Raw genomic sequence first — 17718 nt, forward strand, 5'->3', positions numbered from 1 at the left:
GAACGAACTATCCTTGCTTGTGTTTCGCGTACGCGAACACCGAGAGCGCGACGACCATCCAGATGACGGCACCGACGCGGACGGCGAACTCGGCTCGCGAACCCCAGGTCGGCAGGTCGACGCCGGTCGACAGGAAGGCGACGATCGGCGCGCCGACGAGGATCGTGACGACGAAGGTGACCTGCATCACCCATCCGTAGTCGACGCCGTCGGGTGTGGTCGTTTCGACGGGTTCTGGCACGTCCGAAGGTGCTAACCCGCTCCTCTTAAGCACCGCGACTGTGGCTCTTCGTCGCGGGCGATGGCAAACGATGACGTTTACCTATGGGAGACGAACGAGGTGGTATGCCAACGGTACGGGAGCTCAGGGCGATGGCCGGGGAGGAACCGATCACGATGCTGACGGCGTACGACGCGCCGACGGCCGAGATCGTCGACGAGGCCGACGTCGACGTGATTCTCGTCGGAGACAGCGTCGGGAACACCTCGCTCGGCTACGAGACAACGCTGCCGGTGACCGTCAACGACGTGGCGAGACACGTCGGAGCGGTCTCGAGAGCGACCGGGGAGGCGCTGATCGTCGCCGACATGCCGTTTCTCTCCTTCGGCGTCGACGAGGCGGACAGTCTCGAGAACGCCGGTCGAATGATCAAGGAGGAGGGCGCTCACGCGGTCAAACTCGAGTGCGGATCTCACACCGTCGAGCTGACGGAGACGATGGTCCAGCTCGGCATTCCGGTGATGGCACACCTTGGGCTGACGCCGCAGCACGTCAACCGGTACGGCGGCTACCCGCGCCAGGGGACCGACCGGGAGGCTGCAGAGCGGATCCTCGACCTCGCCGTCGAACACGAGGCGGCCGGGGCGTTCGCGCTCGTCCTCGAGCACGTCCCCGCGAACCTGGCGGCCGAGATCACGGCGGCGCTCGAGATCCCGACGATCGGGATCGGTGCCGGTCCGGACTGTGACGGACAGGTGCTCGTCGTCGACGACGCCGTCGGTCTCAGCGGGTGGTCGCCCTCCTTCTCGAAACAGTTCGGGAACGTCCGCGAGGAGATGGAGTCCGCGATCGAGCGGTACGTCGCGGCGGTCGAGTCCGGCGAGTTCCCCGCCGACGAGCACAGCCACGAGGAGCGCGACCTCGACGAACTCTACTAACGCGTCGTTAGCGCTCGAGATCGTCGAGAAACGCCGCGACGTCGTCGTTGAACGCCGCCGGCTGCTCGAGCATCGTCATGTGTGCCGCGTCCCCGATCTTGACGAGTTCGCTCTCTTCGATCTCGTCGGCGAGATACTCGTGGAACCACGGCGGCGTCAGCTGGTCGTGTTCGCCGTAGATCGCGAGCGTCGGAACGTCGATCTCGCTGACCCGATCGCGGACGTCGAACTCGTGGCAGGTCAGAAAGTCCCGCCGGGTGACGGCCTGCCCGCACGTGTACATCTGTTCTATCGACCGCTCACGGAGTTCGGGATCCGGGTCGTGAAAGAGCCGATCCTGGCCGTGAAGGAACTCGACGGCGCGGTCGAAGTCGTCCTCGAGCCAGTCGAGGAGATCCTCGAGTACGCCCAGTCGAGCGCCGGTTCCCGTCAGGATCGCCGCCTCCAGATCGAGATCCCGCTCGAGCAGGACGTGCATGACGACGGCACCGCCCAGCGAGTTGCCGACCAGCGCTCGAGCGTCGGTGGCCTTGATGACGGCGACGAGGTCGGCTGCGTAGGCCGACAGCGTCCCGTACCCCGGATCCGCGTCGACGTCCTCGGAGTCGCCGTGACCGCTGAGGTCGAGGGTGACGACCGGGTGGCGGTCGGCGAGTCGATGCTGTGACTTCCAGACGTCCCGCGAGCCGCCGCTGCCGTGAACGCAGCAGAGTGCCGGACCCGACCCCCCTCGGTCGGCGATCTCGTAGGCCGTCTCGCGGCCATGGTGACGAACCGTTTCCATACCCGGTTCAATGCGGGGTGCCAGTATAAAGCCTCGAGCCGCGACGCGAGATCGCTGGCAGTACACGTTTCCGGTGATCGGTCGATAGCTCCTGACGGAGAGCGGTATCTGCCGCGCACCGCGCGGACTCGTCGCGCTGTGAACCGCGAACAATCTCTTTCGACGGTACCCCGGAGCCGTATCCGGGTACCTAGGCGAAAGTTTTATATAGTAATATAACTTACCCTGGGTTAGTACCAAATGACACTCGAACAATTCACCCAGTCGGACGGGCAGATCGCTCGTCGCTACGACTACGAGGACGAATCGGTGTTGGCCGTCGACTTCGGATCCGCGGATGCGGACGCTACCTCCGATCTCGCCGATGGAACAGTTATCGTCGTCATCGACGACGAGCAGTACGAGTTCGATCTTCCGGAGGGCGCAGCTGACGCGCACACGTTTATCAGAAACGGGATCCTCACTGTCGAACTGGAGGGCAACCAATGAAACTCACCGTCAAACCCCTGAAACAGAAGGACGCCGGACGCGGACTCGCCGCGATCGATCGCGTCTCGATGCGTGAACTCGACCTCGAGAACGGAGACTACATCGTCATCGAGGGCAAGAACGACAGCCAGGCCGTGGCTCGCGTCTGGCCCGGCTATCCCGAAGACGAGGGGCGCGGGATCGTTCGAATCGACGGCCGTCTCCGGCAGGAGGCCGAGGTCGGTATCGACGACAACGTGTCGATCGAACCCGCGGACGTCAAGCCCGCCAACTCGGTGACGGTGGCGCTCCCGCAGAACCTGCGGATCCGGGGCGACATCGGACCGCTCGTCCGCGACAAGCTGAGCGGACAGGCCGTTACCGGGGGACAGACGGTCCCGTTCTCGCTGTCGTTCGGTCCGATGGCGAGTTCCGGCCAGTCGGTGCCGCTGAAGATCGCGAGTACCGATCCGTCCGGCACCGTCGTCATCACCGACTCGACGAACATCGAGATCTCCGAGACGCCCGCGGAGCAGGTTAGCTCCACCGGCGACAGCTCGCCCGAGGGCGTTCCGAACATCACCTACGAGGATATCGGCGGTCTAGACAACGAACTCGACCAGGTCCGCGAGATGATCGAGCTGCCGATGCGCCACCCCGAGCTGTTCCAGCAGCTCGGCATCGAGCCGCCGAAGGGCGTCCTCCTGCACGGCCCGCCGGGCACCGGGAAGACGCTAATGGCCAAGGCCGTCGCCAACGAGATCGACGCCCACTTCGAGACGATCTCCGGTCCGGAGATCATGTCGAAGTACTACGGCGAGAGCGAGGAGCAACTCCGCGAGGTCTTCGAGGAGGCCGAGGAGAACGCGCCCGCGATCATCTTCATCGACGAACTCGACTCCATCGCCGCCAAGCGCGAGGAGGCCGGCGGCGACGTCGAACGACGGGTCGTCGCCCAGCTCCTCTCGCTGATGGACGGCTTAGAGGAGCGCGGTCGCGTCACCGTCATCGCGGCGACCAACCGCGTGGACGCGATCGATCCCGCGCTGCGCCGCGGCGGCCGGTTCGACCGCGAAATCGAGATCGGCGTCCCCGACAAGCAAGGTCGCAAGGAGATCCTGCAGGTCCACACCCGCGGGATGCCCCTCACCGAGGACGTCGACCTGGATCAGTACGCCGAGAACACGCACGGCTTCGTCGGCGCCGACCTCGAGAGCCTCGCCCGCGAGGGCGCGATGAACGCGCTCCGGCGCATCCGACCCGACCTCGACCTCGAGTCCGAGGAGATTGACGCCGACATCCTCGAGTCGCTCGAGGTCACGGAAGACGACATCAAGGATGCGATGAAGGGCATCCAGCCCTCGGCGCTGCGGGAAGTGTTCGTCGAGGTCCCCGACATCACCTGGGACGACGTCGGCGGCCTCGGGGACACCAAAGAGCGGCTCCGCGAGACGATCCAGTGGCCGCTGGACTACCCCGAGGTGTTCGATCAGATGGACATGCAGGCCGCGAAGGGCGTCATGATGTTCGGTCCGCCGGGCACCGGGAAGACGCTGCTCGCGAAGGCCGTCGCCAACGAGTCCCAGTCGAACTTCATCTCGATCAAGGGACCCGAACTGCTGAACAAGTACGTCGGCGAGTCCGAGAAGGGTGTCCGCGAGGTCTTCGAGAAGGCCCGCTCGAACGCTCCGACCGTGATCTTCTTCGACGAGATCGATTCAATCGCCGGCGAACGCGGCCAGCGTCAGGGTGACTCCGGCGTCGGCGAACGGGTCGTCAGCCAGCTACTGACGGAGCTGGACGGCCTCGAGGAACTCGAGGACGTCGTCGTGATCGCCACGACCAACCGACCGGACCTGATCGACAGCGCACTGCTCCGTCCGGGACGACTCGACCGGCACGTCCACGTGCCCGTCCCCGACGAGGAGGGACGCAAGCGGATCTTCGAGGTCCACACCCGAAACAAGCCGCTGGCCGACTCGGTCGACCTCGACTGGCTCGCGAGCGAGACCCAGGGCTACGTCGGCGCCGACATCGAGGCGGTCTGTCGCGAGGCCTCGATGGCCGCCAGCCGCGAGTTTATCAACTCCGTGGATCCCGACGACATGCCCGACACGATCGAAAACGTTCGCATCAGTCGGGAGCACTTCGAGCGCGCACTCGAGGAGGTCCAGCCGAGCGTGACGCCCGAGACGCGCGAGCGCTACGAGGAGATCGAAGAGGAGTTCCAGACCGCCGAACCCGAGACCGAAGATCAGGTCGGCCGGACGTTCCAGTAATCTGATCGTCCGTACTGTCGGCCGTAGCCGTCTGTGGGATTCGCCGGGCCGTCTCGGCGAATCCAGCTCACTGACTTACAGCCGGCAGTACTGCTGTCGTTGCGTGATGTCGATGCGAACCGCTAGCTGAGCCGTCGTATCGGCTACCCGATTCCTCCGTCGACGGCTCCGTCTTCGCTCGAGTCTCGTTGGAGCGCAGACAGGGCTATACCCGCACAGTACCTGTACTACGTATGAGTTCCCCGGAATCGACGCAATCGACGGAGGAGCGGGTTCGAGAAGCAGTCTCGCTGTTTTTGCAGCGGAATTTTCCGCAGATCCAGGCCCACGGCGGCGACTCCTCGATCACCGACGTCGATCTCGACGAGGGCCACGTGATGATCAATCTCGGCGGCGCCTGCAGTGGCTGCGGCATCAGTCCGATGACGACGCAGGCGATCCAGAGTCGGCTTCCGAACGAGGTCGACGAGATCGATTCCGTCTCGGTGAGCACCGGATTCGACGGACTACCCGACGAACAGCCCTCGTTTCGCGACGGATCTCCCGCTCCCGACGCGCCGTTCTGAGCGATCGGCGGATCGGAGTGACCTTCGGAATCGGCGTTACGGCGTGACTTCGGGCGAGTCGGTTTCGATTCCCTCGAGGACGTCCGCCGCGTGTCCCTCGGGGGAGACGTCCTCGTAGACCGCTTCGATGGCCCCGTCCGGGCCGACGACGTAGCTGTTGCGGAAGACGCCGTCGAAGGTGTTGCCGAACATCTGTTTCTCGCCGTGAGATTCGTAGAGCGTCGCGACCTCTCCCTGTTCGTCCGAGAGCAGGTCGAACTCGAGGTCGTGCTCGTCGGCGAACGGCTCGAGGTCGTCGACGGGGTCGTCGCTGATCCCGACGACGCTCACGTCCCGCTTGGCGAAGCGGGACCGGGCTGCCTCGAACTCGCTGGCTTCGGTCGTGCAGCCGTCGGTGTTGGCTCGCGGATAGAAGTAGACGACGAGTCGTTGGCCCTCGAAATCGGAGCGGCGGACGGTCTCGCCGTGCTGGTTGGGCAGTGCAAACTCGGGCGCATCGTCACCGACGTCGAGCATAGTGGTGGCTTCGAGAGCGATACCCTATACTTTCTGATTAGTCGGTGATATGCCCCGATAATCCGCAGAACGAGCGGTAGATTTTATTCGAGCTGTTCCGCAGCGTCGCGCTCGAGCAGCGGCGACGCGTTCTGTTCGGGGAGGGTGACGACGTCGTCGGACGACAGCGTGTACTCGCGATCGTCGACGCCGAGGATCGAGCCGACGTCCCGCGTGATCCGAACCGTCACTCGGTCGACGGCGGCGTCTGCGTCGCCAGCGTCAACGGTTGCGGTAGCGTCGTCGCCGGGCTCCGATTCCGCACCCGTGTCGGAACCGTCGCCCGCTCGTTCGCGCTCGAGTGAGTCGCTTCCGTGGTCGTCAGAACCGGCACCGGTCTCGTCGACCGTCGGCCCGTCTCCGCCCATGACGTCGGCGGGCGTGACGCTACCCGACTCGCTCGAGGGCGGCTGATCGTCGCCGACCGGGTCGATCTCGGTCGGATCGGTGTCGGCCGCGGGCTCCGGCGGCGTCGGCGGACCGTCGTCCGCGCGGGTCGGATCCGTCGGCCTATCGGCCGGTCCGGCGGCGTCGACCGCGCTCGAGTCCGTTCCTCCCGCGCCGGCACCGGCGTCGGCGCTGGTGTCCGGTTCGACGTCGACTCCCTCGAGCACGTCGAGAACGCGGGTCTTGTTCGACTGGATGCGGTCGACGAGGTCGTCGAAGAGATCCGCCTCCTCGGCGGTGAGACCGTCGTCGTCGGCTGCCATCCCGGCAGCCGCGAGGCTGGCCTGTTTGACGAGCTTTCCCATCCGCCGCTCGTAGATCGCCTCGACGACGTCCTTGGCGGTCTCGATCTCGTCGGTGAGTCGGCCGACTTCCGGCGAGGAGAACGGATCGTCGACCTGCCCGGCGACGCGTTCGCGTTCGTCCTCGAGGTCGGCGATGTACTCGCCGACCTCCTGGTAGAACGAGGGGCGCAGATTCTGGAGGCTGTCCTTCTGGCGCTCCTTGCTCTGGACCGAGCGTAACTCGTCTAGATTCATTCTTTTTCCTTTTCAGCTCTCCCGCGCGCCATGAGAAACACGGCAACGTACTCCGGGAGTGACTGGTCACCCTCCGAGACCGTAAAGATATCGCCCCCGAGTTCGACCTCGCCACCGTCGGTGACGTCGACGGTAATCTCGTGGCCCGTGAACGTCTCCGGAACGGCGTCGACGAGCGGCTCGAAGTCGTCGAGCTCGTCGCGCCCGAGGCGAACCGTCTCGAGCCCGCTCCCGCCGTGGAGACTCCCGGGCAGACGGATGAGTCGGTTCGTGTCGGTCGTTACCGGCTCGTCGATCGGCGCGTTGTCCCGGTCGACCGCCCGCTGAGCGAAGCGCTCGGCCAGCTGAGAGACCGCGGTGTGGACGGTGACGTTGCCCGCCTCGAGCTGTTCGCGGTTGTTGCGGGCGGCGTTCAGCGTCGCCGTCGCCTTTCCTTCGCCGATGCCGTCGAACGCCTGTAAGCGCTCGAGGGCGTCGTCTTCCTCGAGTTCGAGCAGCTCGTCGACAAACGCCATGAAGTGGTCGTGGGTCCGCGCGCCCCACCCGCCTTCGGTCCGAAGACGGCGGCGCTCGGTCGGCGTCTTCCGACCGAGTCCCGCGACGGTCTCGGTCTCGATCAGCTCCTCGAACTCGAGGCCGATACCGCGGACGTAGTCGACGATCTCGCGGCGGTGCTCCCGGTCCAAGTAGAGCACGCTCTCGTCGCGGACGTGAACGTGGTAGCCCCGGCCGCCCGAGAAGACGATCTCCAGCTCCTCGAACCCGAAGTCGTCCTCGAGAAAGTCGAGCAGCCGGAGGAGGGCGGTCTTACACTTCGAGAGCATCTCGGCGTAGGAGTCCTCGCCGAGCGTGACCCGCGGCAGGTGGTCGGCGTCCAGGTCGAAGACCAGATCCGACGAGCGCCACTCCTTCTCGCTCATCGACCCCGCGCCCGGATCGCGGTAGCGCCCGGCGGAGAAGTAGACGTGGCGCGGTCGCTTCCGGACGAGAAACTCGGAGAGATCGCCTAACTCGAGCAGCGAACGGTGCCGGACCATCGTCGTCCCCGGTCCCTCGGTCCAGGGAATGAACCCCCACTCTCGCTCGTTGGCCTCGGGCGGCGGCGTGATCTCCGTCCGTCGGTAGTGATCACGAAATCGGCCGCGAAGGTAGGCCCGCGTTCGCTCTTCCATGCGCCTCGCCTACTCGTCGTGGGTCCGGTATAATTGTATTGAAGTGGCGGCGAGAAGTATCGAACCGCCGAGAGAACCGCGGTACAGGTGCACGAACGCCGCGGGTCAGCGCCGCACGAGTTCGGAGATGCGGTCGGCGAGGCCGGCGTCCGAACCCAGTTTCAGGTAGTAGGCGTCGCCGCCGTCCTCGTAGTAGTTGTCGATCCGGCGCTTGATCTCGAAGCCGAGGTGTTCGTAGAACTGTAACGCGTTCTCGTTGCTCGTCCGGGCGTGACAGGTGATCGTATCGTGCTCGTCCGCGACGCGGGCGACGAGCCGTTTCCCGAGCCCCTGCCCTCGACAGTCCGGGGAGACGGCGAGAAAGAGAATGTAGCCGTCCCGTCGGACGGCCGCGAACCCCACGAGTTCGTCCTCCTGCAGGTAGCAGTAGACCGTCGAGCGGCGGTACGCGCTGGTAAAGAAATCGTACCGCTGTTTGAGGACCCCCTCCTGGCGGTTTATCGCTTCCTTGAGCTGCCAGGCTTCGTCGACGTGATCGTCACTCCCCGAAGTGACGACGCGACTGTCGATGTTGACGCTCACTACCACACTGTAACAGCGTCGTCAATATAATTCCACCGGGAGCGCCGTCGTCCGACGGGAAGAGCGCATCAACGGATTGACTGAACTGGAGGCGTCGCGCAGCTCCAAAACGAGTGCCTTCCCGCCGGAATCCCCGTGCGTCGGAAGCGACGAGCATACGTCGGGAGCTCGAGAATACAGCCTATGGAATACGAACTTCGGGATCACACCGCTGACGTCGCCGTCGCGGCGACCGGCGACACGCTCGAGGGAGTCTTCGCGGCGGTAGCCGACGGGCTCGCGGCCGCCTCGTGCGAGGACGTGCCGGCCGACGTCGGCGAGCGGTTCAGCGTCTCGGTCACGGCGGAGAGCCGCGAGGCCCTGCTGTTCGACTTTCTGGACGAACTGATCTACCTGCGGGACGTCCGAACGGCGCTGCCCGTCGACCACCGCGTCGAGAAGATCGACGAACTGGACACCGACGGCTGGCGACTCGAGGCCAGCGCACGCGAGGTCCCGCTCGGAGCGATCGACGCCCGCGAGGTGAAGGCCGTCACCTACTCGGAGATGCGACTCGAGGAGTCCAACGAGGGGTGGGAGGCGTACGTCGTCTTCGACGTCTGAGCGGCGAGTGCAATCGTACGGTCCGCGAGAGCGGGAAGGCGTGCGCTTTTCCGTCACATTCGCCTCCGACTAGCCAATGAAGCTCGCTCGCCGCCCGCGACCGCTCGAAACCGTTCTCTCCATCACCCTCTCAATGCTGTTCCTGGCGGGCGCCGGCATCGGATCCGCGAGCGCCCACGAGGAGTACGTCGTCGACGACGAGTACGACGTTTCCACCGGCGAATTTCTTGCGGACGCGCTGACCGATCCGCTGGTCGTCGGGCCGTTGCTCGCGGGTGGATTGGCCGCTCTCGTCGCCGTCGTGGCCTACCGTCGAATCCGGCCCGTTCCGCGGGACGTCGCGGCCTTCAGGGACGCGATGGGCGAATACACCGGGTACGTGCCGTGGCTGTTGCGGATCTCGTTCGGCATTCCACTGATCGGCGCCGGCTTCGGCGGCTACTTCATCAGTCCGGACCTCGAGGTCGACCTTCGTCTCTTGCAGGTCGCACTCGGCTTTCTGTTGCTGTTCGGGCTCGGGTCCCGGATCGTCGCCCTTCTGACTCTCGGCGCGTATCTCGTCGGCGTACTGCTCTGGCCGACGCTCCTGTTGCAACTCGAGTTCGCGGGCGGCCTGCTCGCGATCGCACTCGTCGGCAGCGGCAAGCCGAGCGCCGATCACGTGCTCCAGCGGATGGCCGGCACGCCCGGAACCGTCTACGGACGGTTCGACGTCGTCTACGACTACACGCGCCGTTTTCAGGACTGGAACGCGGCCCGCGAGCGGTATCTGCCGACGGTCACCCGCCTTGGACTCGGCGTCACGTTCGTCTACCTCGGCCTGACCCAGAAAATCCTGCGACCGGGTATCGCGCTCGCGGTGGTCGATCAGTACGATCTGGCCGCCGTCGTTCTCGTCAGCCCGGAGCTGTGGGTGCTGGGTGCGGGACTGGCGGAGATCGGGCTGGGAGTGGCGTTAATCGTCGGCCTGTTCACCCGCGCAACGGCCACGACGGCGATCGCGATGTTTTCGCTCACGCTCTTTGCGCTCCCCGACGACCCCGTGCTCGCTCACGTCGGCCTCTTCGGGATGGCCTCCGTCCTGCTGATAACCGGTAGCGGACCGCTCGGTCTCGACGGCCGACTGACGATGTCGAATCGGACTGTCACCGGAGATGCCGAGTAAAGACTGTACGGGTAGCCCGCAGCAACTCTCGGTTGTGTGACGTGTGGTCGCCCCCCGGGGCCGGAGGGAGGCGAACGTTCTTTGATCGTCGCGGACCGACATTCACGTATGACCACCTTCGACGCAGACGGCGTCACGCTCGAGCGCGTTCGCGAGTACGTCTGGGAAGTTCCCCAGGAGGAGGGGATGCGCGTCCCTGCCCGAATCCTCGCAAGCGAGGCGCTACTCGAGGAGATTCAGGAGGACAAGACCATCGAACAGATCAAAAACACGACGCACCTGCCGGGGATCACGAACTACGCGATCTGCATGCCCGACGGTCACCAAGGTTACGGCTTCCCCGTCGGCGGCGTCGGCGCACTCGACGCCGAAGACGGCTGTATCTCGCCGGGTGCGGTCGGCTACGACATCAACTGCGGCGTCCGGATGATGCGGACGAACCTCACCTACAACGAACTCCAGGGTCGCGAGGAGGAACTCGTCGACTCGCTGTTCGCCAACATTCCGTCGGGGCTGGGCGGCGGCGGCATCGTTGAGGCCGGCGTCGACACCGTCGACGAGATTCTGGCTCGAGGGGTCGACTGGGCGCTCGAGCACGGTCACGCCGTCGAGGACGACCTGCGCCACTGCGAGGACGAGGGGATGCGCGAGGGCGCGGATCCCGACAAGGTCAGCCAGAAAGCGAAAGACCGCGGCAAGAACCAGATCGGCTCGCTGGGCTCGGGGAACCACTTCCTCGAGGTTCAGCGCGTCACGGACGTCTTCGACGACGAGGTGGGCGCCGCGTTCGGGCTCGAGGAGGACCAGATCGTCGTCCTGATCCACTGCGGCTCCCGCGGGCTGGGCCACCAGACCTGTAACGACTACCTCCGCAAGATCGAGCAGCAACACCGGGGGCTGCTGGACCAGCTGCCGGACAAGGAACTGGCCGCGGCGCCCGCGGGCTCGCAGCTCGCCGAGGACTACTACGGCGCGATGAACGCGGCGATCAACTTCGCGTGGGTCAACCGCCAGCTGATCATGCACCGCACGCGGAAGGTGTTCGAGCGCGTGTTCGATCGCTCGTGGGAGTCGATGGAGATGGAGCTCCTGTACGACGTGGCCCACAACATCGCGAAGAAAGAGCTTCACGACGTCGACGGGGAAAAACGCGAACTCTACGTCCACCGGAAGGGCGCGACGCGGGCGTTCCCGGCGGGCCACCCCGAGGTTCCGAAGGCGTACCGCGACGTCGGCCAGCCGGTGATCATCCCCGGCAGCATGGGTGCGGGAAGCTACGTGCTGCGCGGCGGCGAGAACTCGATGGATCTCACCTTCGGCTCGACCGCACACGGCGCGGGACGGCTGATGAGTCGGACGCAGGCGAAAAACGAGTACTGGGGCGGTGACGTCCAGCAGGAACTGGAGGACCAACAGCAGATCTACGTGAAGGCCCAGTCGGGCGCGACGGTCGCCGAGGAGGCACCGGGCGTCTACAAGGACGTCGACGAGGTCGTCCGCGTCTCCGACGAACTGGGTATCGGCGACAGGGTCGCGCGGACGTTCCCCGTCTGCAACATCAAGGGGTAGCTCAGTTCACTCGGAACGGGTTGTCCTCGTCGCCTCCGTCTTTGCCGTCTCCGTCGCTCTCCTCGTCGCTCTCGTACGGTTTTCGGGCGGTGATCGTCACGGACGCCTCCGGATCGTCCTCGTCGGCCCACGGGCTATCGTAGGCCGAAATCTCGAGGTCGGTGACGTCCCAGCCTTCGGCTTCGACGAGTTCGACGAGGCGACGCTGGTCGGCGAGCATCTCCTTATCCATAGCGGGCCTTCGACACCGACGGTGGTAGGTGTTCTGCCGGAGCGGGCCAGCGAAACGGTCACTCGTCGACCTCGGAGTCGGCGACGCCGACCGCCTCCTCGACGAGAGATCGATGTGCCCGCCGCAACCGCTCGGACAGCGCCTGATGCGAAATTCCGAGTTCGCTCGACAGTCCCTCCATATCGATCGTTCGCGGGATGTCGTAGTAGCCGTGATCCAGCGCCGAGACCAGCGTCTCGTGCTGGGCGTCGGTCAGATCGAAGCGACTGTGGCGGGTCTCGTCGAGTCGGTGGATCTTCTGGAGTTCGATCGACACTCCCTGATCCGTCGCGAACTCGTAGGTCCGGGACAGCACGTCTCGTTCCGGGAAGAGCGCGCGAAAGCGCCACTGCGTGTCCTCGACCGTGGCGTCGAGTACCGTCGACCGGTCTCCGGTCAGCAACTGGAGGACGACGGTGACGTCGTCGGTCCAGTCCATCGCGTACAGGCGCTCGTCACCGAGATCGGAGAGCAGTTCGGCCCGCTCGACGCTCGAATCCGTCGCGAGGGCGTCGTCGGCGTCCTCGAGCGTCGACTCGTCGCCGAGAAGCCAGACGTAGGGCATGACGCGGTCGGGATCGTAGGCGATGACGCGCTCGATCTCGACGCCGAGACCGGTCGTGGCATCGAGCGTCTGCCACAGTGCGAACTCCTCGGCGGGAACGGTGAGTTCGGCGATGGTACTCATAGCAGTGCTCACAACCTCCGTCCTCAAGAGTTATACACCACCGCCGCCGCGCCGACGCGGCGCTCGCACTACCGAATGAGCGGCGCCGGCGTGGCGACCGCGGCGTGACGCGCCGATCCGCCGACCTTCGAAACCAAAACAAGTTACATCGGTGTGGGTTTTCCGGCGTATTTAAGCAGTTTCACCTGCAAAGGGTGAGTATGCTCACCGACGAGTTCGGGCGCGAGGTGACTGGGGTTCGGATCTCGCTCACCGATCGGTGCAACTTCGACTGCATCTACTGTCACAACGAGGGGCTCGGAGACACCCGTGGTCCGATGGATCCACAGGACGACGAGATGACCGCCGACGACGTCGTTCGCTTCCTCGAGGTTGCCGCCGAGTTCGGCGTCGACTCGGTCAAGTTCACCGGCGGCGAACCCATGCTCCGACAGGATCTCGAGGAGATCATCGAACGCACGCCCGACCAGATGGAGGTCTCACTGACGACGAACGGCACGTTTCTCCCCGGCCGGGCCGAGGACCTCGTCGACGCAGGCTTAGAGCGAGTCAACGTCTCCCAGGACGCGCTCGATCCCGAGGACTTCGCCGCCGTGACCAAGAGCGGCGCGTACGAGAAGGTACTCGAGGGCGTCGACGCCGCGCTCGAGGCCGGACTCGACCCGGTCAAACTCAATATGGTCGTCTTCGAGCACACGGCGGGTTACGTGCCGGAGATGGTCGACCACGTCGCGGAAAACGAGGGACTGCAGCTGCAACTGATCGAGTACATGCCCGAACTCACCGGCAAGCCGGAGTGGAACATCGACATCCAGCGGGTCCACGACTGGCTCGCCGAGCAGGCCGACGAGATCGAACGCCGCGAGATGCACGACCGGAAACGGTACTGGGTCAGTAGCGACAACGGCGACGGGCGAGGGATGGTCGAGATCGTCGACCCCGTCGAGAACCCCACCTTCTGCGCGAACTGCCACCGCGTCCGGGTCACCCACCAGGGCTACCTGAAGGGCTGTCTCAACCGCAACGACGACCTTCGGCCGATGGGCGAGATGTCCAAGGCCGAGATCCGCGAGGCCTACCGCGAGGTCGTCGCGAACAGGGTCCCCTACTACGGCGAGTACATGATCAAGAACGACGACGACGAGTGGGAGGTCAACGACGAGTACATCGAGGAGTACGCCGAGGTGTAGTCAGCGACTCCGGGTAGCGGTAGTGGGAATCTATTTTGGCGCGTGTCAGCGCCTGTGTGGTCGGTTTCGCCGACCCGATGTCGAACCCTTCGACCGCCGGCTGCCGAATCCGACGACGATGAGTACCGCTGCGACCACCAGCAGCACTACTGCAGCGATCGGCTGTCCCTCGCCTCCGACGACGTAGACCGCGTAACCGGCCGTCCCCGACAGCAGGCCGACTAGCAGACTCGAGACGATTTGCACCGCCTCGAGCCGGCTCGTCTCGGCTTCCCGGCCGAGCTGATCGCCGAGGTCGACGGCGCCGTGACCGACGTCCCAGGCGACGACCGTCGCGACCGTTCCGACGACGGTCGGCTCGACCGCGAGCGTCTCGATCCCGCCTGCGACGACGCCGAAGAAGAGCACGATCCCCCCGGCGTCGACCGCCCGGCGGTGGCCGCGTCCCAGGCCGGCGGCAAGGATCACGAACCCGAATGCGGCGAACGCGAGTCCGCCGGGCGTCCCGATCCCGGCGGCGAAGACGGTGACGAGGCCGGCGAGACCCGCGACGACGCTCGAACGGACCGCCGGCCGGCGCGTGATCTCGGTCATCGGCGACCACCCGCGGAGTGGCGGGCGAACACGTCGTCGATCGATTCGTCGGCGGGCCAGTCGACGACCGGGATTCCCGCGCGCTGCAGGTCGAACCGTCGAACGCGGCGGGCGACGCGAGCCAGCCGTTCGCCGGCGGTCTCGTCGGCCGTCGGATCCGGACTGACGACGGTGACCGGGTGTCCGTGCGCGTCGAGTCGGCGGGTGACGTCCGCCGACACGTAGTCACAGAGCGGCGTGAGGAGGACGATCTGCGTCTCCGCCGAGAGTCGCCGCCTGATCGTTCGTAGCTGCCAGAGCCACCGTCCCTCGTCAGCAGGCGGCGACGCCGAGAACTGCGGATGCGTCGCGAGCAACTCCGCGAACTGGACCTCGTGGTGGCGGCCCGACGCGGGCGCGAGCCAGCACGCGTCCCCGACCGATTCCGTGCTGTCGTCCCTGGCGACCGGGCCGAGCCCGGCGAGTCCGACGGTGTCGCCCTCGGCGAGCAGCGAGGCGGCGATCCGTCCCGCGGCGGCGACCGACCGATCGATGGCGTGAGTGGCGTCGGATTCCGGGGCGAGGTAGGCCGCCTTCCGCGCGTCGACGACCACGACGACGCGCGCCGCCCGCTCCTCGTGGAACTCGAGCGTCGCGAGGTCGCCCGTCTTGGCGTGGCGGTTCCAGTCGACCCTGGAGAGCGGATCGCCCTTGCGGTACTCCCGAACGGAGTGAAACGTCGTTCCCGACCCCCCTTCGGTCGTCCGGAGCCGGCCCGAGAAGGAGGTCGCCGTCGCTCGTAGCGGGACGGGCGCCGCGACCGGTCGCAGTTCCGGTTCGCAGACGATCGTCGTCTCGCTGCCGACCAGGTACTCGCGCTCGGTCGACCGCGAGAGGTCGCGCACGACCGCGAGCGCGGGGTCGAACACGTGATTGCCGCGCCCGACGGTGGCGGTGTACTCGAGGGAGACCGACTCGCCGGGCCGCAACGCGGTGCCAAGCCGGCTCGAGCCGTCGGTGACTGCCAGTCCCGAGGGGACGCCATCGACGAACCGGAGGTCGGGGACGAACCCGTCGCGCTCGTTCGTGATCGTCACGGTGACGTCGACCTCGTCGCCGGGCACCGGTTCGTCGTCGCTCAACTGGCGGTCGACCGAAAGCTCGAGTTCGGGGGGCTCGAGCGCGCGAGCGAAGGCGGCGTAACCGACGCCGACGACGCCGGCGAGCACGACGGCGGGGGATTCGGAGACGACGCCGATACCGACGGCGAACAGCGCGACGACACTGATCCCGTACCAGTAGTCGGTCGAGCGCTCCCGCGTGCGAGTGACGCCATCGACGGTCTTCGTCGTGGTTCGTGCCGCACGATCGGTGTCGTCGCGTTCGTCGTCAGTTCGATCGTACCGCGGCAGGGACCGCGCTGCGGCGTCGCCGGTCTCGTACCCGATCGCGGCGATAGCGGCGACTGCGCGTCGAACCTGGGTGTAGAAACGGCTCTTGCGGCTGGCGACGGCCGCTAGTCGGTCACGAACCGATCGCGATGGGGGCTCGATCGAGGACGAGAGGAACGCGGCCGCCACCGGATCGTCGGTCCAGGTTCCGTCCTCGAGTTGCTGGGTGGCTTCTTCCTCCGTGCGGCCGTCGAAGCGGGTGAGGGCGGCGATCGCTGCCGCCCGCAGTCCGTCGGTCGTTCGTCGGCTGGTGGGCGTATAGCTGGTCTTGGCCGTTCGAAACGCGCCGATCGATTCGGCCAGCGTCTCGCCGGGAACGGGAACGGCGGTTCGACGCTCGGGATCCGGCGTCGGTGTGCGGTTCGCGTCACCGCGGTTGAGAAGCGACCTGATCCCGATCACGACCGCGAGCAGACCGACGATGACAGCGATCGATTGGGAGAGAGCGATCTCGAGTACGCCGAACAGGGCCGCGACGCCGGCGGTGAACGCGGCCAGGCCCAGCACGAGCAGCGTCGGTCGGACGTTCACGTCGAACCACCGCCGTCGGTGATCCTGCGGTCGTCTCCAGTATCGGCCGACTCCGATTCGTCTCGAGCGTACTCGGTCTCGATCCGGCGAAGGACCGAGACCGCACGCTCCTCCATCGCTGCCGTGGTTTCGACGTCGCCGTACCTGACGTCCTCGAACAGCCGGGTGAGTTCCTCGACGTGGTCGCGCTCGAGTCCGGCGTCGACGGCCGCGTCGGCGAACTCGCGCGGCGTACTCGACTCGGGACGCTCGACCTCGAGCAGGGCTGTCATCTCCCGCCAGGCGCGATACACCTCGTTGTCGACGGCGGTCCCTTCGTCGATTCGATCGGCCGCGCGACCGGCGGCGGAGCCGACCGCGGCGGCCTCCGCCTCCTCCGTCGTCGGTGCGGCGGCGCCCGGTTCGGCTACCGCTCCGTCGGTCCCGCCGGAATCGCGTGAGAGCAACACTCCGCCGACGAAGACGGCGGCGAGCAGCGCCAGAACCACGAGCAACGGACTGGTCGGCATCGAACTGCCGTCGTCACCGGATCCCGGTTCACCACCGTCGCCGGGAACGACGGGGGATTCGTTGGCCGGTTCCTGGGGAGAGACGTTCGACGAGAGAACGACGTCGCCCGCGGTCACGAGTCCGTACGCCAGTACGACGGTGACGAGGGCGACGATCAGGCCGATCGCGATCAGTTTCACCGCCTCTCGCCGATTCGCGAGGAGGTACCAGACGACGACGACCGCGACGAGGGCGACCACCACGTAGACGAGGTACTCGAGGAAGGGTGGAATCTCGCCGCTCCCAGAGGGATCCGCCGGCGGCGGTTGGCCGGTACCGGAGCCGGAACCACCACCGCCGGTCCCGCCGGAACCGCCGGTCTCGAGCGGAGAGCGGACGGTCGCCGCTGCCAGCGCGATCGCGACGATTCCCGCGACGGCGGCGACGAGCCGGATGAATGGTTCCCTTCGTGACACTCGTTACGGTCGGTACGAACGCGACGGTAATAAGCGGAGGTCCTTCGTTCCCGGCGGACGGCCGACAGCTCCCTTTCGAGGGGCGCTTTCCGTCGCCATTCGTTGCGCTTAAGTACCCATCGCCGATAGGTTTGCATGCAATACGTGCAGGGGACGCAGTCC

At 66.2% G+C, this 17718-nt stretch carries 19 protein-coding genes; 8 read left to right on the forward strand and 11 right to left on the reverse strand.

What is annotated here, in order from left to right:
• Positions 1–7: 7 nt before the first annotated feature.
• Complete coding sequence (locus NED97_RS11645) at positions 8–241, reverse strand: DUF5822 domain-containing protein (protein WP_252487211.1); 234 nt, start codon at positions 239–241, stop codon at positions 8–10.
• A gap of 104 nt (positions 242–345) precedes the next feature.
• Between NED97_RS11645 and panB the strand changes: the two genes are divergently transcribed.
• On the forward strand, positions 346–1158 hold the full coding sequence (panB, locus tag NED97_RS11650; protein WP_252487212.1) for a 3-methyl-2-oxobutanoate hydroxymethyltransferase: 813 nt from the start codon (positions 346–348) through the stop codon (positions 1156–1158).
• A gap of 7 nt (positions 1159–1165) precedes the next feature.
• Here panB and NED97_RS11655 read toward each other — a convergent pair whose 3' ends face one another.
• Positions 1166–1942, reverse strand: coding sequence for an alpha/beta fold hydrolase (locus tag NED97_RS11655; protein ID WP_252487213.1), 777 nt, complete (start codon positions 1940–1942; stop codon positions 1166–1168).
• Positions 1943–2182: 240 nt separating this feature from the next.
• On the opposite strand from NED97_RS11655, the gene NED97_RS11660 reads away from it, so the two are divergent.
• The 3 genes from NED97_RS11660 to NED97_RS11670 all read left to right on the forward strand — a co-directional run bounded on the left by NED97_RS11660 (position 2183) and on the right by NED97_RS11670 (position 5255).
• On the forward strand, positions 2183–2431 hold the full coding sequence (locus tag NED97_RS11660; RefSeq protein WP_252487214.1) for a DUF7127 family protein: 249 nt from the start codon (positions 2183–2185) through the stop codon (positions 2429–2431).
• Positions 2428–4689, forward strand: coding sequence for a CDC48 family AAA ATPase (locus NED97_RS11665; RefSeq protein WP_252487215.1), 2262 nt, complete (start codon positions 2428–2430; stop codon positions 4687–4689). Before NED97_RS11660 ends, NED97_RS11665 begins: the two co-directional genes overlap by 4 nt.
• Positions 4690–4922: 233 nt before the next feature.
• A complete protein-coding gene (locus NED97_RS11670; RefSeq protein ID WP_252487216.1) occupies positions 4923–5255 on the forward strand; it encodes a NifU family protein in 333 nt (110 codons plus the stop codon).
• A 36-nt stretch (positions 5256–5291) separates the two neighbouring features.
• Here NED97_RS11670 and bcp read toward each other — a convergent pair whose 3' ends face one another.
• The 4 genes from bcp to NED97_RS11690 all read right to left on the reverse strand — a co-directional run bounded on the left by bcp (position 5292) and on the right by NED97_RS11690 (position 8550).
• The gene (gene bcp / locus NED97_RS11675) at positions 5292–5771 is read right to left on the reverse strand and encodes a thioredoxin-dependent thiol peroxidase (protein ID WP_252487217.1); all 480 of its coding nucleotides are present in this window, start codon (positions 5769–5771) and stop codon (positions 5292–5294) included.
• An 83-nt stretch (positions 5772–5854) separates the two neighbouring features.
• Complete coding sequence (locus tag NED97_RS11680) at positions 5855–6796, reverse strand: DNA replication complex subunit Gins51 (protein WP_252487218.1); 942 nt, start codon at positions 6794–6796, stop codon at positions 5855–5857.
• Complete coding sequence (priS, locus tag NED97_RS11685) at positions 6793–7968, reverse strand: DNA primase small subunit PriS (protein ID WP_252487219.1); 1176 nt, start codon at positions 7966–7968, stop codon at positions 6793–6795. The genes NED97_RS11680 and priS overlap by 4 nt, the downstream gene beginning before the upstream one ends.
• A 105-nt stretch (positions 7969–8073) precedes the next feature.
• Complete coding sequence (locus tag NED97_RS11690) at positions 8074–8550, reverse strand: GNAT family N-acetyltransferase (RefSeq protein ID WP_252487220.1); 477 nt, start codon at positions 8548–8550, stop codon at positions 8074–8076.
• Positions 8551–8733: 183 nt separating this feature from the next.
• On the opposite strand from NED97_RS11690, the gene NED97_RS11695 reads away from it, so the two are divergent.
• The 3 genes from NED97_RS11695 (at position 8734) to NED97_RS11705 (ending at position 11887) form a co-directional block, all read left to right on the forward strand.
• The gene (locus NED97_RS11695) at positions 8734–9153 is read left to right on the forward strand and encodes an archease (RefSeq protein ID WP_252487221.1); all 420 of its coding nucleotides are present in this window, start codon (positions 8734–8736) and stop codon (positions 9151–9153) included.
• A 133-nt stretch (positions 9154–9286) separates the two neighbouring features.
• Positions 9287–10318 carry a DoxX family protein gene (locus tag NED97_RS11700; RefSeq protein WP_252490617.1) on the forward strand — a complete coding sequence of 344 codons (1032 nt, stop codon included), beginning with the start codon at positions 9287–9289 and terminating at the stop codon, positions 10316–10318.
• 108 nt (positions 10319–10426) lie between these two features.
• Positions 10427–11887, forward strand: a complete 1461-nt coding sequence (locus NED97_RS11705; protein ID WP_252487222.1) for an RtcB family protein — start codon at positions 10427–10429, stop codon at positions 11885–11887.
• A 1-nt stretch (position 11888) separates the two neighbouring features.
• On the opposite strand, the gene NED97_RS11710 is transcribed toward NED97_RS11705, so the two are convergent.
• Both NED97_RS11710 and NED97_RS11715 read right to left on the reverse strand, forming a co-directional pair.
• Positions 11889–12119: a hypothetical protein gene (locus tag NED97_RS11710; RefSeq protein ID WP_252487223.1), complete on the reverse strand. Its 231-nt coding sequence runs from the start codon at positions 12117–12119 to the stop codon at positions 11889–11891.
• Between the two features lie 58 nt (positions 12120–12177).
• Positions 12178–12846 (reverse strand): helix-turn-helix domain-containing protein, encoded by a 669-nt coding sequence (locus NED97_RS11715; RefSeq protein WP_252487224.1) that lies wholly within the window; start codon positions 12844–12846, stop codon positions 12178–12180.
• Positions 12847–13046: 200 nt separating this feature from the next.
• Here NED97_RS11715 and moaA point away from each other — a divergent pair, with 200 nt between their 5' ends.
• Entirely contained in the window at positions 13047–14036 is a 990-nt protein-coding gene (gene moaA, locus NED97_RS11720) for a GTP 3',8-cyclase MoaA (protein ID WP_252487225.1), read from the forward strand.
• Positions 14037–14081: 45 nt separating this feature from the next.
• On the opposite strand, the gene NED97_RS11725 is transcribed toward moaA, so the two are convergent.
• The 3 genes from NED97_RS11725 to NED97_RS11735 are packed head-to-tail and all read right to left on the reverse strand — an operon-like array spanning position 14082 to position 17556.
• A complete protein-coding gene (locus NED97_RS11725; RefSeq protein WP_252487226.1) occupies positions 14082–14630 on the reverse strand; it encodes a DUF7519 family protein in 549 nt (182 codons plus the stop codon).
• On the reverse strand, positions 14627–16591 hold the full coding sequence (locus NED97_RS11730; RefSeq protein WP_252487227.1) for a DUF58 domain-containing protein: 1965 nt from the start codon (positions 16589–16591) through the stop codon (positions 14627–14629). Before NED97_RS11730 ends, NED97_RS11725 begins: the two co-directional genes overlap by 4 nt.
• Positions 16588–17556, reverse strand: a complete 969-nt coding sequence (locus tag NED97_RS11735) for a DUF4129 domain-containing protein (RefSeq protein WP_252487228.1) — start codon at positions 17554–17556, stop codon at positions 16588–16590. Before NED97_RS11735 ends, NED97_RS11730 begins: the two co-directional genes overlap by 4 nt.
• Positions 17557–17718: the final 162 nt, after the last annotated feature.

This window comes from Natronococcus sp. CG52 (assembly GCF_023913515.1).
Taxonomy (GTDB): Archaea; Halobacteriota; Halobacteria; order Halobacteriales; family Natrialbaceae; genus Natronococcus; species Natronococcus zhouii.